Annotated in this window: 20 protein-coding genes; 15 read left to right on the plus strand and 5 right to left on the minus strand. The window is 61.5% G+C overall.

Annotation, left to right across the window (positions count from 1 at the left end):
- Positions 1–57: 57 nt before the first annotated feature.
- The 5 genes from fdhE to PSH57_RS19055 all read right to left on the minus strand — a co-directional run bounded on the left by fdhE (position 58) and on the right by PSH57_RS19055 (position 7775).
- Positions 58–984 carry a formate dehydrogenase accessory protein FdhE gene (gene fdhE / locus PSH57_RS19035; RefSeq protein WP_305384828.1) on the minus strand — a complete coding sequence of 309 codons (927 nt, stop codon included), beginning with the start codon at positions 982–984 and terminating at the stop codon, positions 58–60.
- Between the two features lie 4 nt (positions 985–988).
- Positions 989–1642, minus strand: a complete 654-nt coding sequence (locus tag PSH57_RS19040) for a formate dehydrogenase subunit gamma (RefSeq protein ID WP_305444705.1) — start codon at positions 1640–1642, stop codon at positions 989–991.
- On the minus strand, positions 1639–2583 hold the full coding sequence (fdxH, locus tag PSH57_RS19045; RefSeq protein ID WP_305384831.1) for a formate dehydrogenase subunit beta: 945 nt from the start codon (positions 2581–2583) through the stop codon (positions 1639–1641). Before fdxH ends, PSH57_RS19040 begins: the two co-directional genes overlap by 4 nt.
- On the minus strand, positions 2584–5649 hold the full coding sequence (gene fdnG, locus PSH57_RS19050; protein ID WP_305384833.1) for a formate dehydrogenase-N subunit alpha: 3066 nt from the start codon (positions 5647–5649) through the stop codon (positions 2584–2586). It abuts the gene before it with no gap.
- A 374-nt stretch (positions 5650–6023) separates the two neighbouring features.
- On the minus strand, positions 6024–7775 hold the full coding sequence (locus PSH57_RS19055; RefSeq protein ID WP_305384835.1) for a sulfatase-like hydrolase/transferase: 1752 nt from the start codon (positions 7773–7775) through the stop codon (positions 6024–6026).
- Between the two features lie 378 nt (positions 7776–8153).
- Here PSH57_RS19055 and PSH57_RS19060 point away from each other — a divergent pair, with 378 nt between their 5' ends.
- From PSH57_RS19060 to PSH57_RS19130, 15 genes are all read left to right on the plus strand, one after another.
- Positions 8154–9518 carry a UDP-glucose dehydrogenase family protein gene (locus tag PSH57_RS19060; RefSeq protein ID WP_305384837.1) on the plus strand — a complete coding sequence of 455 codons (1365 nt, stop codon included), beginning with the start codon at positions 8154–8156 and terminating at the stop codon, positions 9516–9518.
- A complete protein-coding gene (locus PSH57_RS19065) occupies positions 9515–10585 on the plus strand; it encodes an NAD-dependent epimerase (RefSeq protein WP_305384839.1) in 1071 nt (356 codons plus the stop codon). Before PSH57_RS19060 ends, PSH57_RS19065 begins: the two co-directional genes overlap by 4 nt.
- On the plus strand, positions 10582–11328 hold the full coding sequence (locus tag PSH57_RS19070) for a sugar transferase (protein WP_305384841.1): 747 nt from the start codon (positions 10582–10584) through the stop codon (positions 11326–11328). Before PSH57_RS19065 ends, PSH57_RS19070 begins: the two co-directional genes overlap by 4 nt.
- Positions 11329–11973: a CpsD/CapB family tyrosine-protein kinase gene (locus PSH57_RS19075; RefSeq protein WP_305384842.1), complete on the plus strand. Its 645-nt coding sequence runs from the start codon at positions 11329–11331 to the stop codon at positions 11971–11973.
- A gap of 20 nt (positions 11974–11993) precedes the next feature.
- Positions 11994–13061 (plus strand): polysaccharide biosynthesis/export family protein, encoded by a 1068-nt coding sequence (locus PSH57_RS19080; RefSeq protein WP_305384844.1) that lies wholly within the window; start codon positions 11994–11996, stop codon positions 13059–13061.
- Positions 13062–13063: 2 nt separating this feature from the next.
- A complete protein-coding gene (locus PSH57_RS19085; RefSeq protein WP_305384845.1) occupies positions 13064–14656 on the plus strand; it encodes a GumC family protein in 1593 nt (530 codons plus the stop codon).
- A complete protein-coding gene (locus PSH57_RS19090; RefSeq protein WP_305384846.1) occupies positions 14653–15756 on the plus strand; it encodes a glycosyltransferase family 4 protein in 1104 nt (367 codons plus the stop codon). The genes PSH57_RS19085 and PSH57_RS19090 overlap by 4 nt, the downstream gene beginning before the upstream one ends.
- Positions 15753–17123 (plus strand): O-antigen ligase family protein, encoded by a 1371-nt coding sequence (locus PSH57_RS19095; protein WP_305384848.1) that lies wholly within the window; start codon positions 15753–15755, stop codon positions 17121–17123. Before PSH57_RS19090 ends, PSH57_RS19095 begins: the two co-directional genes overlap by 4 nt.
- Positions 17120–18076 carry a glycosyltransferase gene (locus PSH57_RS19100; RefSeq protein WP_256232744.1) on the plus strand — a complete coding sequence of 319 codons (957 nt, stop codon included), beginning with the start codon at positions 17120–17122 and terminating at the stop codon, positions 18074–18076. The genes PSH57_RS19095 and PSH57_RS19100 overlap by 4 nt, the downstream gene beginning before the upstream one ends.
- Positions 18069–19205 (plus strand): glycosyltransferase family 2 protein, encoded by a 1137-nt coding sequence (locus PSH57_RS19105; protein ID WP_305444706.1) that lies wholly within the window; start codon positions 18069–18071, stop codon positions 19203–19205. The genes PSH57_RS19100 and PSH57_RS19105 overlap by 8 nt, the downstream gene beginning before the upstream one ends.
- 11 nt (positions 19206–19216) lie before the next feature.
- Complete coding sequence (locus tag PSH57_RS19110) at positions 19217–20221, plus strand: polysaccharide deacetylase family protein (protein ID WP_305384851.1); 1005 nt, start codon at positions 19217–19219, stop codon at positions 20219–20221.
- Positions 20218–21522, plus strand: coding sequence for a lipopolysaccharide biosynthesis protein (locus PSH57_RS19115; protein ID WP_305384853.1), 1305 nt, complete (start codon positions 20218–20220; stop codon positions 21520–21522). Before PSH57_RS19110 ends, PSH57_RS19115 begins: the two co-directional genes overlap by 4 nt.
- A 238-nt stretch (positions 21523–21760) precedes the next feature.
- Complete coding sequence (locus tag PSH57_RS19120; RefSeq protein ID WP_305384855.1) at positions 21761–22450, plus strand: N-acetyltransferase; 690 nt, start codon at positions 21761–21763, stop codon at positions 22448–22450.
- Positions 22451–22455: 5 nt separating this feature from the next.
- The gene (locus PSH57_RS19125) at positions 22456–23634 is read left to right on the plus strand and encodes a GNAT family N-acetyltransferase (protein WP_305390426.1); all 1179 of its coding nucleotides are present in this window, start codon (positions 22456–22458) and stop codon (positions 23632–23634) included.
- Positions 23606–24400, plus strand: coding sequence for a carbohydrate deacetylase (locus PSH57_RS19130; protein ID WP_305416002.1), 795 nt, complete (start codon positions 23606–23608; stop codon positions 24398–24400). Before PSH57_RS19125 ends, PSH57_RS19130 begins: the two co-directional genes overlap by 29 nt.
- Positions 24401–24542: the final 142 nt, after the last annotated feature.

Here is a 24542-nt window from a genome sequence, read left to right on the forward strand (position 1 = left end):
ACCGTCGCGTCTGAGTGTAGCTGCTGGGCTCATAGGGATAGGCTTAGGAGGACAGGCTCAGTCGCCTCCCGGTGCCAGCATCAGATTCGGCGATGGGCGCTGGTAGCCTTCCTGCTCCAGGCGCATGTCCAGCATCAGGCTGGACAGGTCCGCCGAGAGCGCTTCGGCTTCGGCGTCGTTTTCCAGGTAGATCAGTTTCAGATAGCTGCTGCAGCCGGGGCAGACTTCCGCCCGCAACGGCGCCTGATTGGCAGCATGACGGTCATCCTCGAAGCTGACGTATTGCAGCCCCTTGCTCTGTTCGCAATACACGCACTTGACCCGCACCGCGTGCCATTCGCAAGCGCACAACGAGCACACCAGATAACGCAATCCGTTGTATTTGCCGCGATGACGAATCACTCCGGCCATCGCCGGTGAACCGCAGGCCGGGCATTGACTAAGACTGTTGCCGCGCTTGAGTTCAAGGTTCGGTGAACCCAGCAACCAATGGCTCCAGGCCGCTTGCAGCGCTGCACCGAGGAACGGCACCAGCGCTGCCGGCAGCATTGAATACTGTCCGCTGACCAAGGCAATCGCCCACGCTTTGAGCAGCCCCGGGTTGGCACTACGCAAAGTCGCCACGGCGTTTTCTACCGCTGTTTGTGGCGGTGGCTGATAGCGTTGCAACAAGGCTTCGAGATACGGCAACCAAACGTTTTCGCGCACCAGACTGTCCGCGGCGAACGGTGGCAAACCATGTTCCACGCACACCCGAAGACGTTCGGGATCGGGCATGGCCGCCACGGGCGGATCGTCCATCAATTTCTGCTGGGCGTGGCACAGCCCCGCGATCAAGCGCAGATAGTCCGCCATGGGATGCCCGTCGGCCAGGTGGTCCAGACGCAGCGCGCGCAAGGTGAACAGGTTATTCGGTGGCAGGTACAGAAACGGCGGTGAGCTCGCCGCCGCTTCTATCTGCCCAGGCTCAAGGATCGTGGCCAAGGGGTCATCCTTTTTTGGTGATCGGTCGTTCAGGCTTCTCGTCTCGGGTCACTTGCTGATACCAGAGTTCATGGTGTTTTTTCGCCCAGGCGCGACTGACTCTGCCACGCACCATGGCGTGGACCGAGCCACGAATCCAGATACCCGCATAGATGTGAACGATGATGCTCAGCACCAGGATGAACCCTGCCAGCGCATGCAGAAGCATCGCCCAGCGAATACTGGTGATGCCGAAGTACGCGCTGAACCAGGCACGCCAGATCACCAACCCGCTGAACAGCAGCACCAGCATGCAGATCAGCAAGACCCAGAACAGCACTTTCTGCGCCGGGTTGTATTTGCCGATTGGCGGTACGCCCTCCTCCTCGTTACGCATGACCGTCCCGACGCGCCTGAGCCACAACCGGTCGTTGGCGCTGAAGTAATTCGCCCGCCAAAAACTGAACACCAGGCCGAGGAACAGCACAAACATCGCCACGCCCATACACGGATGCAGAATGCGCGTCCACGAACCGCCGCCAAACAGGTTGCTGAGCCAGAACAGTCCCGGATGGAACAAGGCCAGCCCCGACAGCGCGGCCATGAAAAACAGAATCGCCACCAGCCAGTGATTGGTGCGCTGGTTGGAGGTGTAGCGCAGGATCGTTTTGTCGTTCATGACCTGTCCTCCCCGCCGGGTTTCGTCGGATCAAAGGTGTGCACCGATGGATCGAATTCATGCACCGCTGGGTCAAGGGTAACTGGATGTTCGTCTTCCTCGACCCGTTGTGGCCCGACGCGCACGTAATGGAAGAACCCGGCCAGCACCGCCGCGCCCATGGCCAGCAACGCCAGGGGTTTGCTCAGGCCTTTCCACAGCTCCACCAACGGACTGATCACCGGGTGATCCGGCAACCCGGCATACAACCTGGGTGTGTCGGCATGGTGCAGCACATACATGACGTGAGTACCGCCGACGCCTTCGGGGTCATACAAACCGGCGTTTTCGAAACCGCGACTCTTGAGGTCGACGATACGTTCGGCGGCGTGTTCTTTCATGTCTTCCTTGCTGCCGAAAACGATGGCGCCGGTCGGGCAGGTTTTCACGCAGGCCGGCTCCAGCCCCACCGCCACCCGATCCGAACACAGCGTGCATTTATAAGCCTTGTGGTCCTTTTGCGAGATGCGCGGAATGTTGAACGGGCAACCGGTGATGCAATACCCGCAGCCAATGCAATGGTCCTGATCGAAATCGACGATGCCGTTGACGTGCTTGATGATCGCGCCGGGGCTCGGGCACGCCGCCAGGCAGCCGGGCTCGGCGCAGTGCATGCAGCCGTCCTTGCGGATCAGCCATTCGAGGTTACCGGCGTCAGTTTCATGCTCGGTGAAGCGCATCAAGGTCCAGGTGTCTGCGCTGAGGTCTTGAGGGTTGTCGTAAGTGCCGAGGTTGTGACCGACATCGTCGCGCAGCTCGTTCCATTCCGAGCAGGCGACCTGGCAGGCCTTGCAGCCGATGCACTTGGTGGTGTCGATCAGCTTGGCCACTGCCTCTTGCGTGCGCACCGAGGGCGGCATGGTGGTGGTGGCCGAACGGGCGATGATGTCTTGGCTGGCCATTTAGACTTTCTCCACGTTGACCAGGAATGACTTGGATTCCGGGGTCTGTGTGTTGCCATCGCCGAGGAACGGCACCAGGGTGTTGGTCAGGTAACCGTGACGGGTGGCGCCGGTGAAACCCCAGTGCAACGGGATACCGATCTGGTGCACCACTTGATTGTTGACCTGCAGCGGACGAATCCGCTTGGTCACCACCGCCACCGCTTCGATGTGCCCGCGCTTGGAACTGACCCGCACGCGGTCACCGGCAGCAATGCCCTTCTCCTTGGCCAGGACTTCACCGATTTCGACAAACTGTTCGGGCTGGGTAATAGCGTTGATCGGGCAATGCTTGGACCAGAAATGGAAGTGTTCAGTCAGCCGGTAGCTGGTCGCCGCATAAGGGAAGTCCTTGGCCTGCCCGAGGGTGTCCCAGACTGAATCGAAGATCCGCCCGGCCGGGTTGCTGGTCGCCTGCCTGTTGTTGGGGTGCATCGGGTTGATGCCAATGGGCGTCTCGAACGGTTCATAGTGTTCCGGGAATGGCCCTTCGTTCATCTTGTCGAGGGCGAAGAAACGCGCCACGCCTTCGGGGTTCATGATGAACGGGTTGATGCCCGCTTCCGGTGCGGCGTCGGCCTTGTAGTCGGGCACGTCGGTGCCGGTCCAGACCTTGCCGTTCCACCACACCAGCCGTTTGTTCGGGCCCCATGGTTTGCCTTGAGGGTCGCAAGAGGCGCGGTTATAGAGAATCCGCCGGTTCATCGGCCACGACCAGGCCCACCCCAGGTTCTGCTTCATGCTGAAAGGATCACTGTTGTCACGCCGGGCCATCAGGTTGCCCTGCTCGGTCCAGCTGCCGCAGAAAATCCAGCACCCGGACGCCGTGCTGCCATCGTCCTTGAGTTGGCCGAAGCCGGACAGTTGCTGACCCGTCTTGATCACCGCGCCTGAAGCGTCGGTGACATCGGATACGGCGTAGCCGTTGAATTCCCGGGCCAGCTCTTCCGGCGACGGGTCATCCGGTAATTTGTAGGGCCAGTGGAGCTTGAGGATCGGCTCGGCCAAGGCACCACCATCGGCCTGGTAACGCTTGCGCAGGCGCAAGAACAGCTCGGCCATGATCTTCACGTCCGTGCGCGCCTGCCCCGGGCCATCGGCACCCTTCCAGTGCCATTGCAACCAGCGACCGCTGTTGACCAGCGAACCGCTTTCTTCGGCGAAACAGGTGGTGGGCAAACGGATGACTTCGGTCTGGATCTCGGCCGTTTGCACATCGTTGTAAGGTCCGGCGTTGCGCCAGAACTCCGAGGTTTCGGTGGCCAGTGGGTCCATCACCACCAGCCACTTGAGTTTGGCCAGCGCCTTCATTACCCGGTTCTTGTCCGGCAAGGCAGCGATCGGGTTGAAGCCCTGGCACATGTAGCCATTGACCTCGCCCTTGCCCATCATGTCGAACATTTTCAGGATGTCGTAGCCGGGAATGTCCAGTTTGGGCAGCCAGTCATAGCCCCAGTTATTCTCGGCAGTGGCATTGGCGCCGTACCAGGCTTTCATCAGGCTGACGTGAAACTTGCCGTAGTTCTGCCAATAAGACATCTGCCCGGGACGCAGCGGCTTGAGTGCGCGCTTGGCGATGTAGGCGTTGTAATCCTGTTCGGCCTCGGCCGGCAGGGTCAGGTAACCGGGCAGCAGGTTGGACAGCAAGCCCAAGTCGGTCAGGCCCTGGATGTTGGAGTGCCCGCGCAGGGCATTGACGCCCCCGCCCGGCATGCCGACGTTGCCCAGCAGCAGTTGCACCATGGCCGCGCTGCGGATCATCTGCGAGCCTGTCGAATGCTGGGTCCAGCCCAGCGCGTAGAGAATCGTCATGGTTTTGCCCGGTTGCGAGCAGGTGGCGATCTCTTCCCAGATTTTCTGCATTGCATCCACGGGCATGCCGCAGACCTGACTGGCCAGCTCCAGGGTGTAGCGGCTGTAATGCTGCTTCATTAATTGATAGACGCAGCGTGGGTCTTGCAAGGTCGGGTCGACTTTGGCGAAACCGTCCTCGCCGGTTTCGTAGCCCCAGCCGGACTTGTCGGTATAGATGCGCTTGCTCGCGTCGTAACCGCTGAACAACCCATCCTCGAAGCCGTAGTTAGCCTTGACGATGAACGACACGTCCGTATAGGTGCGTACGTATTCGTGCTGGATCTTGTCTTCGGTCAGCAGGTAATTGATCAGCCCGCCCATGAAGGCAATGTCGGTGCCGGTGCGGATCGGTGCGTAATAGTCGGCCACCGAGGCCGTACGGGTGAAACGCGGGTCGACCACAATCAGCCGCGCCTTGTTGTGGGCTTTGGCTTCGGTGACCCATTTGAAACCGCAAGGGTGCGCTTCGGCGGCGTTGCCACCCATCACCAGAACCAGATTCGCGTTGGCGATATCGGTCCAGTGGTTGGTCATGGCACCACGGCCATACGTCGGGGCAAGACTTGCCACCGTCGGGCCATGTCAGACACGTGCCTGGTTATCAAACCCCAGCATGCCGAGACTGCGAATCACCTTGTGGGTGATGTACCCCGCTTCGTTGGACGATGCCGACGCCGCCAGGAAACCGGTGGTCAGCCAGCGATTCACCGTTTGCCCCTGGGCGTTCTTCTCGATGAAATTGGCATCGCGGTCGGCCTTCATCAGGTCGGCGATGCGATCCAGCGCTTCATCCCAGGAGATTCGCGTCCATTGCGTGGTGCCGGGCTTGCGCACCTGCGGGTACTGGAGACGCGTGGGGCTATGAATGAAATCGAGCAGGCCTGCGCCTTTGGGGCAGAGGGTGCCGCGATTGACGGGATGGTCGGCATCGCCTTCGATGTGGATGATGCTCTGGGCGACATTCTTCGCATTGTCGCCCAGGCTGTACATGATCAAGCCGCAACCGACCGAGCAGTACGGGCAGGTGTTGCGGGTTTCATGGGTATGGGCGAGTTTGAAATGACGCACTTGTTCGGCGAAAGCTGGCGTCGGGGCCATGCCCAGCGCGCCGAGGCTTGAGCCCGCAAGGCCGAGACCAGCGACCTTGAAGAACTGACGACGGTTGAGGTCCATCGTGCACTCCTGATCAGGTGGAAACCCGGTGCATTGGCCGGATTTTTCTGGACGATCACGGTGACGGCAACGGAACTACCGTCGCTTTAAACTGTAGACAATGCTGTTTGGTGCTGTGGAAAAACCGACCGTCGGGTAATCCGCAAGCCAGCCAGACACATAATTAATGTGGGAGCCCCCTCGAAGGGATCGCGCAGATAGAGCGTAGTTTGTGTAACCGCCAGGCTTGATAACAACGAAGATCTACTGTGGGAGCGGGCTTGCTCGCGAAGAAGCCTGCACATTCAACATCGAGCCCGACTGACACACCGCCTTCGCGAGCAAGCCCGCTCCCACAGGGGATCTGCGGGGGCAAGGTCTGCGAACAACTCGGACTACTGTGGGAGCGAGCCCGCTCGCGATGACGGCGGCACATTCGACATCGAGCCCGACTGACCCGCCGCCATCTCGGCCTGAGCCGGCCCCGGTGTGACAATGTGCTTGAGGTCGATGTGTTTCCACTCAGGCATCGCCCCTAGCCGCGCATTGAAGCGGTAATTGAAGGTAAAAGCGTCTTCAGTTGGTTGGTTCAGGGATTTTCCATAGGTCGCTTCAACACCGGCCGGGTCGTACCCCATCAACTGCAACAGCGTCGGGAAGATGTTGTAGTGACTGGACCGGTCCTTGTTCTGTGCCCATGCATGTTGCCAATCCAGGGTGTGCAACCGCGCGCCTTCTATGACCACCAGCGGCACGAGTCCCTCCTCCGCCGCCGGGTCACCGCCGCAGTGGGTGTTGAGCCCGGGGTTGCCGCGCTCGTGAAGGTCCTGGCCATGGTCGGAGGTGTAGATCAACACGGCGTTGTTTAAATCGGCCTGCTGGAAGAGCCGCTTGAAAAACTCTCCGACATTCCACAACAAGGTGTTCTGGTAGGCGTTGCGGTACAGCTCCCAGTCATGGGTCCGGCCATCAAAACCGTCACGTTGGCCGGTGTCGGCGACCTCGAGAAATCGCCCGCGCGGCAGGGCGGGACGATAACTCATGAACTCATCCGGGTATTTATCATGCACGGGAAAATGCGCACCGAGCTTGTTGACCACTATCAGCTCGGCCCGGTCATTACCTAGCCGCTGGATCAATGCCGCGGCGACCGCCATGTCGCGCTCAAACACCGGGGTCCCGTCGAATTGCACGAAGTCGTCGATATCGTTTTTTTCGGTGTCGGTCATCAGGTTCTGCAGACGACCACCGGTGCGCTGGGCGTCGATATAGACCGTGCGCAACCCGGCCTTTTTGGCGTACTGCCAGATCGACGGCAACGTGCTGTTGATGCGCACGTAATCGTCGCGAGTACCGCCATAACGCAAGCTGACGTTGGTGTCGGCGCTGCAATTGGCGATGGAGGCCGCGTAACCGAAATTGAAAATTTCCACGCCGTCCGGTGGAGTCTTCAAACCGCTTTGCACGCCGAATGGCGCGTTGATATCCAGATAATTCCCGGCGACGCTTTCATCGATAATCAGCACAATATCGTGCTCGATCGGCGATGTTGGCCGCGTCAGTCGGATCGGCTCCCGAGGGCCGACGGTGTTATGCAGAGTTTCGTAAACGAACAGATTCAGATAGGCCAGCGGTGTGTACATCACCGGTAGACCCCGCGCGCCTTCGCCCGCCCGGACGAATAAAACCCCACTGAGCAACAACACACCCAGCACAGGCGCGGCGATTGGCAAATACCCGGGCAATGGCACCGTCCGCCGAGGCTTGAGACCGAGCCCCAACAGCAACAACAGGCCGCCGGTCGCGGCACTGACAATCACCTCGCGATACTGGTGCGCCGCCTCCCCGACAAAACCACCCGAATACACCAGAGACACGAACTGGCTGTACGTCAGGTAGCTGTCCGTCACCCTTGTGTACACCTCAAAGAACACCGCCGAACCAAACATCGCCAGCGCAAACAGATGGCGCACGAGGGTTTGGCGGATGTACGCGCTCATCCACAGCGCCACCACCAAGACCATGAACATCGCACCGAACAGCAACGTGGCGAATCCCCAACCCAGGGCATTCAGACGATCAAGGTAATAGTCATATCCCCTGATCAGATAGAGCACCAGCAGCAGTTCCTTGAGGTATCGGAGCATGTCTTTCTCGGCGATAGGGCGGCGTTGGAGAAGGGGTCGTTTTCTGCACGTTAGCAGCGGCTTTCCAAAGCGCAAGAAAAGCACCAGCCGGCCGAAGCGTCAAAAAAAAGTTAGCCCAAAAATGACACGCTTTAAGCAAGTTAAACGTAAAAACCTATGGATAATTACCGTTCATCGCCTAGTTAAATTCCGCTAAAGCCCTTTAAAAACGGCACTTTTCTAAACCAGTCAATGACTTGATATCAAAAGGCCAAGTTCTGTCGAGTTTGCCAACAGTGACAACTGTCATTTTGCTGACACGATTTTCTGAAGCTGCGCTATACCCCTCTAAACAGTTTCATCCGAGTTACATCACACGGTCTGCGAGGCGCGCCAAGAATGGACGTGAGCGTATTTGGAACGGGGTATGTGGGGTTGATTCAAGCGGCTGCGCTGGCTGACGTCGGCCACCGCGTTTTGTGCATCGACATTGACCCCAACAAGATCCGTCAGCTGCAACAAGCGGTGCCGCCGATCAGCGAGCCCGGGCTGTCCGAATTACTCGAAGAGAACATCAAGTGTGGTCGACTGCTGTTCAGTGATCAGGCCAGCGATGCGGTCAATCACGGCGAACTGATTTTCATCGCGGTCGGCACGCCGGCCGATGAAGACGGTTCGGCAGACCTGAGCCATGTACTGGCGGTCACCCGCCAGATCGCTGACTTCATGGACAGCGACCGTACCTTGATCATCAAGTCCACGGTGCCGGTCGGCACCGCCGACAAGGTCGCCGAATGCGCCCGTCAGGCGTTGGCTCGCCGGGGTCTGAAACAGCTGAATGTGCGAGTGGTGTCCAACCCCGAGTTTCTCAAGGAAGGCAGCGCCCTGGCCGACTGCATGCGCCCGGACCGGATCATTATCGGCACCGCCGACCCGCTGGCTCGCGACCAGATGAGCGAGCTGTACGCGCCCTTTTGCCGTAACCGCGAAAAACTGATGTTCATGGACAACCGCAGCGCCGAACTGACCAAGTATGCGGCCAATGCCATGCTCGCCACCCGCATCAGCTTCATGAACGAACTGGCCAATCTCACCGAAAGGTTGGGCGCCGATATCGAAGCGGTGCGCAAGGGCATCGGCTCGGACCCACGCATCGGCTATCACTTCATTTACCCCGGATGCGGCTTTGGCGGTTCATGCTTTCCCAAGGACCTGCGCGCCCTGCTGCACACCGCCGAACAGAGCGGCATGCCATTGCGCCTGCTGCGCAGCGTCACCGATGTCAATGACAGCCAGCGGCACATTCTCTTCGAGAAACTGACGCAACAGTTCCCCACAGGCCTGGCCGGCAAATCGATTGCGATTTGGGGCCTGGCTTTCAAACCCAACACCGATGACATGCGCGAAGCCCCCAGCCGCTACCTGATGGAAGCGCTGTGGCGCGAAGGCGCTCGGGTCCATGCCTACGACCCGGAGGCCATGTCCGAATGCCGACGCCTCTACGGCTACCGCAAAGACCTGAACCTGTGCGCCACCCGCGACGACACCCTGGAAGATGCAGACGCCCTGGTGATCTGCACCGAATGGAAGAATTTCCGCGTGGTGGATTTCGACATGCTGGCCAGCAAGTTGCGCGCCCGGGTCATCATCGATGGCCGCAACCTCTACAACCCGGAACACCTGGCCGCCGCCGGTCTCTTGTATCGCGGCATCGGGCTGCGTCACACCGTGCCCAGTCCCCTGACCCTGGGGCCACGGGCGTGAACATTCTGGTGACCGGCGCGGCCGGTTTCATCGGCGCCCATTGCGTGCTGCGGCTGCTGCGCGACGGTCATCAGGTGTGGGGGCTGGACAACTTCAACGACTACTACGACCCGCAACTCAAGCATGACCGCGTGGCATGGGTGAAAGACCAGGCGGGGGATTTTCCGTTGGCACGGGTGGACCTGACCGATGCCTCGGCCATCGATGAGTTGTTCCAGTCGCACCGCCCGGAGGTGGTGATTCATCTCGCCGCCCAAGCCGGCGTGCGTTATTCCCTGGAGAATCCGCGGGCCTATGTCGACAGCAACCTCACCGGGTTCCTGAACATTCTGGAAAGCTGCCGCCACCATCCGGTCAAGCACCTGATCTACGCCTCCTCAAGCTCCGTGTATGGCGCCAACCAGCGCACTCCTTACTCAGTACAGGACGGTGTGGACCATCCGCTGTCGCTCTACGCGGCCAGTAAAAAGGCCAACGAACTGATGGCTCACAGTTACAGCCATCTGTTTGACATCCCGTGCACCGGCCTGCGGTTTTTCACCGTGTACGGTCCTTGGGGCCGGCCGGACATGTCACCGATCCAGTTCGCCCGCGCCATCGCCGAAGGCCACGTGTTGCAGCTGTTCAATCATGGCGAGCACCAGCGCGATTTCACTTATATCGACGACATCATCGAAAGCATTGCCCGGCTGATCGAACGCCCGCCCCATGCCACACCGCAGTGGGATCGCGATCAACCGGACCCGGCCACCAGCGCAGCGCCCTGGCGGATCTACAACATCGGTGGGCAGCACCCGGTAGCGCTGCGCACCTATGTGGCGTTGCTGGAAAAGCACTTGGGACAAACCGCCCGGATCGAACTGCTGCCCCTGCAGCCCGGAGACGTGCTGAACACCTGCGCCGATGCCAGCGACCTGGCACGGGCCACCGGGTTCCAGCCGCGCATTGAACTGGATGACGGCCTGGGCCGCTTCATCGACTGGTTCCTCGATTACTACCCCCTGCCTATCGCCGACACCGCTTGCAGCCGAACGCTTGCGACCAACCTTCAGCGGAGGAGTCTATGACCCGACATGAGCAAAGCATCCCTATCACCGCCTTCGGGGGCGACAAGCGCGTCGATCCCGAGCACCGCCGACGCCTGGACGCGGCCATCCATCGTCAGGGCCGCGGCTGGCTGACCGGTCGCGTCGGCGGTCGACCCTGGACTGTCTCGCGCACCAATCGAGTGGTGGCCTGTCTCGGCGCGTTGTCGATTCTGTTACTGCTCAGCCCGCTGTTGCTGGGTCTGGCGCTGCTGATCAAGTTCTCAAGCCCCGGTCCAGTGTTGTTCGTGCAGAAGCGCACCGGATACCGCGGCCGGGTCTTTGGCATGTACAAGTTCCGCACCATGGTTGCTGATGCCGAGGCGCTCAAGGAGTCACTGCGTCACCTCAACAAGCACGGCGCCGATGCCATCGACTTCAAGATCGACAACGACCCGCGCATCACCCCCGTCGGCCGGTTCCTGCGACGCAGCAGCCTCGACGAGCTACCCAACCTGATCAATGTGGTGACCGGCGACATGCGCCTGGTCGGCCCGCGGCCGACCTCGTTCAACGCCTACCGCTACAAGGACAACCATCTTGTCCGCCTGAGCATCTACCCCGGCCTGACCGGCCTGTGGCAGATCTCCGGGCGCAGCAACATCGACTTCGATCAGCGCGTGGAACTGGACCTCAGCTACATCGCCGAACAAAGCCTGTTGCTGGACCTGAAGATCCTGATGATCACCCCTTTCAAAGTTTTCAGCGGCCACGGAGCGAGTTAAATGGACGGTTCAACCAATATCCTGACCATCGCAAGCCCGAGCGAGACCAACCTGACCTCGACCGTGCTTGATCCTTCCTTGCGGATCCTGCTTCTGACAGCCGCCAACACCGGCACCGGAACCAGTACCAGTGCCATGGCCCTGGCCGCTCAACTGGCGCAGATGAGCAGCGGCCGCGTGCTGCTGGTAGACGCCAGCCAGTCGCCGCGCAACCTCAGTCAGCAACTGTCGCTGCACAAGGAGCGCGGCTTCAGCGACCTGCTGTTCAACAGCCTCTCCCCGCCCCTGTTGCAGGACTGCGTGGTGCAAACCTCCAGCCTGCCTTTCGACGTGCTGCCCAACGGCCGTCTGGGGCGCAATGCCGAGCATCTGAACGCCGAGCAGCTTCGCCCGTTGTTCAAGCAACTGGCCGGGCAGTACCGCTTTGTGGTGATCGACGCCGACGCGGTGTACTCGGCTTCCGACACCCTGGTCATGAGTACCCAGGTGGACGGCGTGGTGCTGGTGGTACGCGGTGAAGACACCCGTTGGGAGGTGGCCCAGGCCGCTCGCCAGCGTCTGGCCCAGGCCGGCGCCAAGGTGGTGGGCAGCGTGTTCAACCGCCGCAAGTACTACATGCCCAAGTGGCTCTACAACAACCTGTAAGCCTGCAAAAGGATGACGAGATGAACGCCAGATTGCTTGTCCTGCTGCTGTTGCCGCTTGCCGGTTGCAGCAGCCACACCGAAACCCGCTCAATGCCGGTGCAGATCCTCACGGCCGCACCGGCCAACGCCCAGGCCACCGACATGCCCCGGGTCGAACAGACCCTGCGCCCGCAGGATGTGCTGGATGTGATCTTTCACATCAGTACCAGCGGGTCGGATGCCTACCGGGTCCAGCCGGGTGACCAGGTGGCCTTGAACTTCACCGCCGCCAGCCAGCTCAACGGCGCGCAACAGGTGATGCCCGACGGCAGTATCGAACTGCCGGGGGCCAACACCTCGGTGAAAATCGCCGGGCTGACCACGGACGAAGCACGCCTGGAGGTACAACGTGCCTATGACCGCAAAATGTTGTTCCAGCCCAACCGCAATCAATTGACGGTGCAGGTCACCAGCCCCCTGAGCAACGAGACAAAACTGCGCAACACCCTGACCCACCCGGGCACCGGCATGAGCCGGGAGATCACCGTGGGCCGGGATGGTTACGCAAGCTTCCCGGAAATCGGTGCCGTGCCGCTGCAAGGCATGACCGTCAATCAACTGGAAACCTTCCTCAACGAGCGCTACGCCCAATTGCCGGGGCGCATGACCGTCGATGTGCTGCTCAAGTCCACCGCTGGGAACGAAATCTATGTCCTCGGGGAAGTCGCCCAGCCCGGTTCCTACCCGATCCGCCGGCCGATCTCGGTCCTCGAAGCCCTGACCCTGGCCCGAGGCACCAACATCAAGGCCCGGCTCGACTCGGTGGTGATCATGCGCCGCAACGGCAACCAGGTTGAAGCCCGCCACTATGACGTGGAAAAAGCCCTGAGCGGTGACGCCTCGCAGATCGCCTACCTGCAACCGGAAGACATGCTTTTCGTGCCCAAGACTGGCCTGGCCAAAGCCGGTGAAATGGCCCGACAACTGGCCGACGTGGTGCTGTTCCAGGGCATGGGTGTCAGCTTCGGCTACCGCCTTGACAGCAAAGGCGACGACGGCAGATCCGACAGCAACGGCAGCGCCACTTCTTCGGCAGCAGGTAATTGATCATGAACCCCAAAGAAAACTATCTGCATGAGTTCTTCAGGATTTTCTTCGCCAACAAGCAGTGGGTGAAGCGCGTCTTCCTGATCTTCGCCGTGATTGCCCTGACGCTGCCGCTGATGCTCAAACAGAGCTTCGACATCACCGCCCAGGTCATCGTCCAGTCGAAAAAACTCTCCCAGGGCGACGCCACCACGTCGCTGAACCAGGAAGACGCCACCTTCATTCCACCGTCCCTGGCGGACATGGAAACCGAGAGCAATATCCTGCGTTCACCGGCATTGATCCGGCAAACCATCGGCACCCTGCGCGACCAGGGTGAGTACAGCCCAAGCCCGGGTATCCTCAACAAATGGGTGAGCGAACCGCTCAAGCGCTATGTCACCACGCCGCTGCGCGAGTACATCGTCAACCCGTTGCGCGACGGCCTGGGACTGGAGGTCGATCCGGTACGTGATACCACGCTCGACATGCTGACCGACGAAGCCATCGCCAACCTGAAAATCGAAACCCTGCCCGGCTCCAACGTCATTTCCATCATCTACAGCTTCGGCGACCCGGCCCAGGGCACCCGGTTTGTGGCGCAACTGCTGGAGAACTACCTCTCCGCTCGCCAGAACCTGCAATCGATCGAGCTGCCGCAAGCCTTCTATGAGCAGAAGAAAACCCAGTACCAGACTCGCCTCGACGGCCTGGAAGGCACGCGCCTGGCGTTGCTTGAAGACGTCAGTTCCTCCGATCCCAAGGAGGAAATCACCTTCCGTCTGAACGCCATCAATACCGAAGAACAGGCCCTGAACCTGTACCGCGATCGTCTGCTGCAAAGCCAACGCTGGCTTGATTACCTCAAGACCAGCCTGGCGGCGGCGAACAACTCACGGTTCAACGACTACACCTTCCCCTTCACCTTCACCACCACCATGGACAACATCGCCTTCGAAGACCGGGAAATCAAACAACTGGGCGAGCAACTGACCACCCAGGTCAGCCGCTACATGAATGATCTGGCGATCTTCCAGCCCGGCAGCGAACCGATGTTGTTGACCCGGGAGCAGATCGCGCGCACCCGCCAGCAGTTTCTCAAAGTGGTGAGCAACCGCATCCAGGAACGCACCAACGACCTGGCAGTCGTCAGCTCGGTGATCGACCAGAAAACCGCGCGCATCGCCGACTTCAAAGAGCGCATCCATCAGTTGCAGCAAACCCAGAGCAAGCTGCGGCAGATGGACACCGAGATCAATGCCCTGCATGCGGCGTTCTCCACCTACGCCCAACGGTTCGCCGAAAGCAGCACCGTCCGCTCGCTGAACAACGACCTGTCCAACGCCCGCGTCCTGAGCCCGCCGTTCGAACCAACCGCCGCGGCGTTCCCCAAGCCGACGCTGATTATTGCCTTCGGTCTGTTCAGCGGCTTGCTCCTGGCGATTGCCCTGGTCTATGTGCGTGAGTTCTTCGACCATCGCTTCAAGCACCCTGCCCAGATTACCCAGCAACTGGATGTACCGGTGTTGCTGGTGATCAACGAGCAGAACCCCGAACAGGTCAACCCGCACCGCAACTGGAGCCTGCCCAGCCTGGTCCATTGGGTGCGCAATTGAACGCGCCGTTCGGCCCGACCTGCCGCAGCAGCGCCCTGCCGATCATTCACTTGCTCGACAGCGGCGGCTTCTACGGGGCCGAGCGGATGTTGCTCGATCATTGCCTGGCCACGCCGGGGCAGCACCAGGTGCTGTTCCTGGCGGCGCCGCCGACTTTGATCACGCGCTTTCGCCAGGCCGGGGTCGATTGCCGCCACTGCGCCAATTGGACCGAACTGTTGCAGCACCTGCGCCAGCGACGGCACGAGCAACCGCTGATCAATACCCACAACTTCAAGGGCCTGCTGTTCGGTTGGGCCGCGGCCACGTTGCTGCGCTTGCCGCTGGTCATCACTCAGCACGGCTTCACCCCGCGCAGCGCCAAGCAGCGTTTCTACACCTGGCTGAGCCTGCAACTGTGCCGCACCGCGTCGGTCAATCGGGTGGTTTGCGTGGCCGAAAGCATTGCCGCGCTGCACCGTCGAGCCAGCGTGCGCGCAGAAAAGCTCGACGTGATCCCCAACGGCCTGCCGGCGGTCACGGTGCCGTTGCCCCACCGCGACGACAGGCTGCGCTGGCGGGTCGGCTATGTCGGCCGCCTAAGCAGCGAGAAAGGCCCGGACCTGTTCCTCGACGCCATGATTCCCCTGTGCCAGCGGCATGCAGCGCTGCATGCAGTGATGCTCGGCGACGGCCCGGAACGTCAGGTTTTGCTCAAGCGAATTGCTGACGCAGGGCTGCCAACGCGCATCGAGCTACCCGGTTATCAGACCGACATGAACCCTTGGTGGAGTCAGCTCGACGCGCTGGTGATCAGTTCGCGCACCGAAGGCACGCCGATGATTCTGCTCGAGGCGATGCAGGCCGGAGTGCCGGTGGTGGCGTTCGGTGTCGGGGGCATTCCCGATGTGCTGCAGGACCGTCACAACGGCCTGCTCGCAACACCGGCCGACAGCGCCGAACTGGCCCGGCAAATCGAAACGCTGTTCAGCGAACCACCCCTGGCGCGGATCCTGGCCGACAACGCCCGCCGCACCCAGCGGGACCGTTATGACCTGCGGGCCCTGGCCGAACGCTGGTCGCAGCTCTATATCCGCACGGCACGGGAGGCTCGTCCATGATTGTCCCGCTCTCGATTGTCAGTCTGCTGGGTCTGGTTTGCCTGATGTTGCTGGCCAGCCCCTATCCTTTCCTGGCGCCGGGGGCGGTGCTCGGTCTGGTGGGCGTCGCTGTGCTGTACCGCAAACCCGGCTGGGGCCTGCTGGGCATCGCCGCACTGGTGCCGTTCGAGGGCCTGTTCAAGGAAAACGCCTTCTCGGGCAGCAAATTCTTTGGCGTGGCGCTGATTCTGATCCTGATGTTGCAACTCTCTCTGCGCCAGATCCCTTCTTCACGCTTGCGCAGCAATATCTGGCGCCCGCTGATCGCCTTCATGATGCTCTATGGCCTGAGCCTGTTGCTGTCGCAGAATCTGGGCCTGTCCATGACCCATCTGCGCGAATTGATGGTGGGGCTGATTCTGTTCGTGATTACCCTGCTGATCGGCCGTGAGCTGAACCTGGACCTGTTCTGCCGGCTGATGACCCTGAGCGTGACCACTACCTGCGTACTGGCAATGTTTTCGGTCAAATACCAGGACCAGGGCCGTGCGTCCGGCCTGCTGGAAGACCCGAACGCCTTTGCCCTGTTGATCGCCCTTACCGTGCCACTGGCATTGTTGCTGGTGTTGCGCAGCCCGAACCTGCTGCACCGGTTGTTCTGGGGCGGCTGTTTCATCCTGCTGCTGGGCGGCATGACCAAGACCGAATCGCGCTCGGGGCTGGTGGTGCTGTTGCTTAGCCTGGTGATTGGCCTCTATCACTATCGCGCACAATTGCCGCGCATCCGCCCACGGCACCTGGGCTTCGCCATGCTCGGGCTGGCGATCATGATTCCCTTGGTGATTGCGGTGATGCCGGCCGGCTACGTGGCGCGCATCCAGTCGCTGAGCATCCTCAGCGCCGGCGCCAATGCCCATAAAGACGAATCCCTGGGCCGTCGTGCCTCATACATCGTGGTCGGCAGCCAAATGATCCGCGAGAACCCGGTGCTGGGCAGCGGTCCGGGCACCTTCCCGCTGCACTACGCCCCCACCGGCTACGCCAAGGCGTTCTCGGCCAATCGCAAGCTGGGAGATCTGTATCGCCGGGCCCATAACACCTACCTGGAAATCTTCAGCGAGATCGGCATCCCTGGCGGGCTGATGTTCGTCGGCATGCTCGGCCTGGGTCTGTACAACCTGCTGCGCGCCCGCCAGCTCTGGTTGCAGCGCAGGGACTGGGCGCAGGCAGACTTGGTGACGCACCTGGGCATGAGTTTCCTGTCGCTGACGCTGTTTTTGATGTTCCTCAGCGCCCCCAACCATAAGTTGCTGTGGATCGTGCTCGCCCTCACCAGCGTGTTGCGCTACGACGCCGAACAGCCAGCACCGCAGGAGGCCCGTCCATGAGCCGCATCAGCATTGTGATCCCGATGTTCAACGAGGCCCGACACATTGCTCGTACGTTGCTGGCGGCGCAGGAAGCCGCCCGCCAGGCGCAACTGGACTGCGAGTTGATCGTAGTGGACAACGGCTCCGACGATCATGGCCCGCGCATCGCCAACGAACTGGGCGCGCGAGTGCTGATCGTGCCCGGCGTACACATCGGCGCCCTGCGCAACCGCGGTGCAGCCGTCGCTCACGGGGAATGGCTGGCGTTCATCGACGCCGACATCGAGATGCCGGCCAACTGGCTCAAGCTGTTGCTGGAACTCGACGGCCAGGGCGATGTGCTTGGCCTAGACCTGGACACCCCCCGTCAGGCGCCCTGGTTCGCCCAAGCCTGGCAACGCCGTAGCCAGCGTCCGGGTTCGCGTCCCTTGCATCGGGTGCAATGGCTGCCCAGCGCCAACCTGTTGCTGCGTCGCCAGTGGTTTGAGCAGGTCGCTGGCTTCGACGAAACCCTGCGCACTGGCGAAGACAAGGATTTTTCCCTGCGCCTGCGCGACGCCGGTGCGCAGTTGCTGCTGGTCAATGAAAGCGTGGCCCTGCACTGGGGCTACGAAGGCAGTTGGCGGGAGTGGATGAGCAAGGAACTGTGGCGCCAGGGCAGCCATGTGCAATTGCTGCGCAGCCATGGTCCGAGTCTGCGCCTGCTGCGCTTTCCGGCGCTGTCCATCGGGGCCTGGGGCCTGGACTTTCTGGCGTTGGTCGCCCTGTTCCAGGGCCAGCCGCGTATTGCGCTGATGCTGCTGCTGATGACCTCCCTGCCCGCGTTATTCCTCAGTCTGCGTCAAAGCGGGCGCGACCTGCGCCTGACGCTGCAACTGTGGGCCTTGCACGGGGTGCGCTTGCACCTGACTGGCGCCGCGCTGCTTCTCAACCTTTGTCATTGGAACGTCAGGAGACCTGCCCGTGGCTGAATTCCTTTACTGGTCATGCCTGTTGCTGCCGGTGTACGCCTACCTCGGTTATCCGCTGATGCTGAGCCTGCTGGCGCCGCTGTTTCCGCTGCGGCGCTACGGGCCGGCGTTGCCGATGGACACCAGCATTGTCATTGCTGCCCACAACGAGGCACGGCACATCGAAGAAAAACTGCGCACCTTGCTGGCCCAGGACTACCCGGCGCGCTCGCTGCAAATCATCCTCGCCAGCGACGGTTCCACCGACGACACGGTGGCGTGCGCTCGCCAGGTAGTCGACCCGCGTATCACCGTGCTTGACCTGCCGCGTCAGGGCAAAGCCGCTGCCCTGAATACCGGCGTGGCCCATAGCACTGGAGAGATCCTGGTGTTCACCGACGCCGACAACCGATGGGCCGACGATACCCTTGGGCACCTGCTGGCCCCGCTGGGCGATCCGGAAGTCGGCGCCTGTGCCGGGCACATGGAAATCCCGGTGCCGGGTAAGGGCCTGAGCCTGGGCGACAGCCTGTATCGGCATTACGAAGGCTGGCTGCGTCAGGTGGAGAGCCGCACAGGCTGCATGGTCTCGGCCGACGGCGCCTTGCTGGCCCTGCGGCGCGAGCTGTTTGAGCCAATACCGGCGCAGGTCAACGACGACTTCTTCCTCAGCACCTGTGCGCCGGCGGCGGGAAAATCCATCGTGTATGCACCACTGGCCCGGGTCACCGACCAGGGCGTGGACGAAGCCAACAAACAGTTTCGTCGGCGCCAGCGGGTCACCGTCGGCGGTCTGCAAAGCCTGGCCCAGCGCCGACAGTTGCTCAACCCCTTGCGTCACGGGCTTTACGCCATCGGCCTGATCAGCCACAAACTGATCCGCCGCCTGGCGCCGGTGTTGCTATTGCCGCTGCTGCTGAGCAACGCCTGGCTGTGGAATGACCATCTGTTCTATCGCCTGAGCCTGGTGGCGCAACTGCTCGGCTACGCCATTGCGTTGATCGGCTTGCTGGATGTAGGCCACCGTTTGCCCAGGCCTTTTCGTCTGGCCGCGTTCGTGTTGGTGACGCTGGCGGGCATGAGTATCGGGCTGTGGCAGTTTCTGCGCGGCCATCGCTACAGCCAATGGAACCCCGAGCAGAACCGCTAAGGAGACGGCCCATGTCAATCAAGCAAGTCTTCAAGTGCACCGGCGGCTGGCTGTACCTGAACACGTCCCTGGGTCGCGGTCCGTTGCGTGGCGCCGGCGTGATTCTGATGCTGCACCGGGTCCTTAACAATGACCGCGCCGCCGAACTGCCCCATCGCAACGAATTGTGCGTGGGGCCTGAGGCTTTCGAGCACTTGCTGATCTGGCTGCAACGCTATTTCGAATGCGTGCCCTTGATGAGCCTGCTGCTGGCGGACCCTGAAAGCGTCCCGAATCGCCCGCGAGTGGCCCTGACGTTCGATGATGGTTGGCGCGACAATGCGATGAATGCCTTTCCTTTGTTGCGCCAATACCAGGTGCCGGCGAGTATTTTCCTGTCCACCGATTTCATCGGCAGCCGCCAGCACTTCTGGTGGGAAAGTATCGGCGAAACCCTGTGGGGCAGCCATGGACAAGTGGCGCGACATTCGTTGATCGAGCATTTGCAGCACGCCGGCCGGCCGTTGCCAGTGATGCTCGATGACCTGGATGACCAGCGCCGCAGCCTGTCGTTGATGCACTATCTGCAGAGCCTCAAGAGCCTTGATCCGCAGGTCTTGAACAACCTCACCGACGCCTGCCCCAGTGGCGCCCAACCCCAGGCACTGGATTGGTTCCAGGTGCGGATGCTGGAAGATTCCGGGCTCATCCGCTTCGGCCCTCATGGCGCCAGCCATGCGATTCTCACCGGGCTGGATGATCAGCGCCTGCACGAGGAGCTGAGCCGCAGCCGGGCGGCCCTGGAGAACGGTTGCGCCCAACCGCTGCCAGTGTATTGCTACCCCAACGGCGATCACGATGAACGCGTACGCCAACAGGTGGCAGCCCACGGCTTTCCATTTGCCCTGGGCACCGAGACCGGCTTGTATCGCACCGACGGCGACCCGTTGAACGTGCCGCGCTTCGGTGTCAGCCAACGCAATGCCCAGCACCCCGAATTGCTGGCCTGGCGCATTCGCCGAGGGACCCGCTCATGAGCCGCAGTCATTACCTCAAACATCTGGCGCTGAGCATGGGCACGCGCCTGGCGATGATTGGCCTGCGCCTGCTGCGCAATGTGTTGCTGGCGCGGATTCTGGGGCCCAGCGAACGCGGGCTGTTCGCACTGCTGAGCACCCTGCCGGACCTGATCAGCGCCGCCACCAGTGGTGGCCTGAATTCGGCCGTGGGTTATCAAGCGGCTCAACAACGTTCGATGGGGGTGCTGCTCAGTCAGGTGCTGGTCTTCGGCTGCCTGTTGGCCGGGTTGTTGACGGTGCTGGTGGTGGCGCTGGTGCGCGAATTCGGCGGCGAACTGGACATCACCACGCAGTTGGGACTGCTGGCGTGGTTGCTGCTGTTGGCCGTGCCGTTGACCGTGCTCAAGAGCGGCCTGCTGACACTGCACAATGCGTCCGGCGGCGTGGGCGCCTTCAATGTCCTGCGGCTGATGGAATCCCTGGCGCCGCTGTTGCTGTTCCTGGCGTTGTTCTGGATGTGGAAGGACACCGCCCTGGAAGCCGCGCTGATCAGTTGGCTGGCGGGTCTGAGCCTGGTGGTGCTGGCTGGTTGGGTTTGGCTGCGGCGGGACCACACGTTCACCCTGCTGTGGGATCGCACCCACCAGAAAGAGCTGTTGCGCTACGGTGCCCGCAGCCACCCCGACTTGCTGTTCCAGCAAGTGGTGCTGCGCTCGGACTACCTGTTCATCGGCGCCCTGCTGGGCAGCACTGCGCTGGGCCATTACGCCATGGCCAGCGCCGCCGCCGAACTGCTGCTGATCGTGCCGGAGGCGGTCACCACGCCACTGATGAAGCGCCTGCTGCAGCAGGACACCGACATGAAACGCCTGACACCCCTGGCCCTGCGCCTGACCGCCACGGTCATGCTTGGCGCCTGCCTGGGCATGGCGCTGATTGGTGAATGGTTGATCGTCACGCTGTTCGGCGCCGCCTACCAACCGGCTTATCCCGCCTTGCTGGCGCTGCTGCCGGGACTGTTCGGGTTGTGTTACGCGAGCATCCTGCGCCTGGATCTGCTGGGCAAGAATCGACCCGGTACGGTTTCGCTGCTGATGGGTGTGGGGGCGTTATTGAACCTGACCTTGAACCTGATCCTGATTCCGCGCTTCGGCATCGTCGGGGCCGCCGCGGCTTCTTCGATCGCCTACATGGCCGTCACCGTCGCGCTACTGGCGACGTACTGCCGTCTCAGCGGCGTGACGTTGTGGCAGACGTTGATCATCCTGCCCAGTGACCTGCTGCCCATGCGGCAAATGCTGATGGGTAAATCCGCATGAACGCCTTCATCAGACAGACCGTCATCGCGAGCAGGCTCGCTCCCACAGGGCTCGGCGCCGAGCACAAAAACTGCGGTCGCTACACATCCAATGTGGGAGCGAGCCTGCTCGCGATGGGTTCGGCCCGGTGCTTGTGCAAACCCGTCAGATCCGGTTTCTCCTGCCCGGGGACACCCTGTTTTGCCATGGACTGGAGCACCCCCCTTTTCTCCCAACACGCCACCCGTCAGGAGGCACTATGAACGCTCTGCAAAAATTGCGTGATCGCATCCAGAAGAAAGGCCTGCGCGCCGTGCTCAAAAAACTGTGCAGACGCTACGTGTTTTTTCACTCCCAACTGATATGGATGGAACGGGATCTGGTCAGTCCTGTGCGGCCTTGCAAGCTAAAGGCTTATCCTCCGTTGCGCCGGGAGTTCATCACAACGAGCAACGCCGACGCCTTCGCCACCCACTTCGGCGACCGCGTCGAGACCATGCGTGAGCTGGCAGCCGAAGGCCACACCGGCCTGATGTACCTGGATGACAAAGGTGACACCGTCGCTTTCATCTGGGGCAGTCAACGCGACTATTTCGACCGACATTTCTACGGTTGCTGGTTCCCGGTCAAGGCGGGCGAGTTCTTCGAATTCGGCGGTGAAATGATCCGTGCCTATTGGGGCAGCCAGTTGTCGGTGGACGTGCAACTGGACCTCTGGAAGACCATGGCCGACAAAGGCAGCGACAAAGTCATCGACGTCTGCGACTTGCAGAACACTCCAGCCGTCAAGCTGCACCTGCGCATGGACTATCAGGAGCGCGGTCAAATCACCCACGTGTATTGCCTGTTTGGCCGCTGGCGCTTTTTCCGCGACACCTTCTACAACGGCTCGCTACTGGACACGTTTCGCAAACCGGCACAGCCCGCCGCCACCACTGCGGCGGCCTGATGTCGATGGCGATCCGGTTCCAGTGGTGCCGTTCCTTGAGCGCGGCGCAGTTCCCTGCAACAGCTTTTGAACAGCTGCGAACCCAGGTGCCCGACACTACGCCGTTCAACACATTGGCCTGGCTGCAAGCTGCGGAATTTGCGCTGCTGCCCGATCAGCAGCTCAACATATTGCTGGGCTGGCAGGATCAGACACTGTGCTTGTGTCTGCCGCTCATATCGGGGCGCGAACGCATTTGCGGGCTGCGCTTTCGGGTGCTGCGTCACTTGGGCTATCCATTGGCTGACCGCATCGCGCCGCTGATACGCCTGGACGCCGAGGGTATGGCAGAGGCGCTGATGCAGATCCGCCAACATCTGCCCCATGCGCTGCTGCAGTTGAATGAAGTCACCGAGCCGGTGGGTGAAGGCAGCGTCCTTAGTGCCTGGATGGCCCTGAGCTCCACCGGGGAACGACGGCTCAGTTGCCGGGTGCCGGTGCATTTGATCAGTGACAGCGACCGCCAGGAGATTTCCGGCGACCCACGCTACAAGTTGCGCCGGGCGCGCAAGCGAATCGCCGCATGTGGGGCCCGGATCCGCCGGATAACGCCGGACGCCATCAGCATGGGCCTGCTGCTGCATGACCTTGCCGAAGTCGAGGCAGCCAGTTGGAAAGGCGAAGAAGGTGTCGGCATCTTCGCCGACCCCGGGCGTCGGCAATGGATGAACCATGCCTTCACCGCCCTCGCCGCCGAAGGCATGGTGCGGGTGGTGACGCTGGAGCTGGACGGCCGCTGTATCAGTTATCGCCTCGGCCTGCTGGATCAGGGACGGCTATACGACTACAACCTGGCGTTCCTGCCACAGCATGCCGATCTGGGCAGCGGCCGGGTTCTGCTCGAGGAGTGGATTCGCTGGGGGCTGGATGACAACTGGCGCTGGATCGATGCGTCGCGGGTCAGCCTGGAAAACTCGAGCCATCAACTGCATGAACGCATGACCGGACAACTGGAGCACTGGCGTTGGAGTTTTTATTCATGGCAGCCCGATGGCCTGGTACTGGGGCTCGCCTTACGGTTATGGAAAAGCCTTAAGCCGCTACTGCACAAGCGCCCCGCCGGGCAAACCGCAACAGCAGCTTCGCCGTCGTCCCCCAAACACAAGGAGAATGTGAATGCCACGCCAAGTGATCGTCAACGCTGACGACTTCGGACTCGACCTCAACGAAAACGCCCTGATCCTGCGGGCCTTCGAGGCCAGCGTGATCAGTTCGGCCACGGCCATGGCCAACATGCCGGCTTTCGAGCAAGCCTGTGAGATGGCCCGGCAACCATTGCTCGACGGCCGGATCGGTCTGCATTTCAACCTCAGCTACGGCCGCCCACTGAGCCAGAGCATTGCTTCACGACCGGCGTTTTGCGACGCGAACGGCGAGTTCGACCTGAATATCTCGCGCTACTGCCTGCGTCTTGGCTCAAAAGACCTCGCCGCTGTGGAGCAGGAGCTCCGGGCGCAATGGCAACGCTGCCTGGACCACGGCCTGCGCCCCAGCCATCTGGATTCCCATCAACATGTGCATAACATCTGGCCCATTGGAGAGCTGGTGGCCCGCTTCGCCGCACGCAAGGGAGTGCCGATTCGGCTGGCGCGTAACCTGGGGGCGAATCTGAACCTGCCTAAGCGCGTGTTCAAAACGTTGCTCAACCGTCGCCTGCGCAGCTTGTGCGGCGCGACAGCCGACTACGTCTGTACACCGGCCGACCTGCACCACGCCGCGCCGCCGGGCCACGGCTCGCTTGAGGTGATCGTTCACCCACTGCACCTGGATGAAGACTTTGGCGACGCGAGCCTGATGCCAGGGGACTCACTGACCCAAGTGCTGCATAAACGCCTGGCGGGCGTGCCCAGGGTGGCGTACGGCGCGGCGGTGAAGGTTTTGATGCTGAACCAATATGGGGACGTGCAGTGATTTGAGAAACTCGACGGTCCACCTGTGGCGAGGGGATTTATCCCCGTTGGGCTGCGTAGCAGCCCAAAAAAAGACGAGTAGTGACCCACCCTTCAGACGAATCTGATAAAAAGCACCTTCATGTCTTGAGTAGCGAATCGCA

It is taken from the genome of Pseudomonas hefeiensis (genome assembly GCF_030687835.1).
GTDB lineage: Bacteria > Pseudomonadota > Gammaproteobacteria > Pseudomonadales > Pseudomonadaceae > Aquipseudomonas > Aquipseudomonas hefeiensis.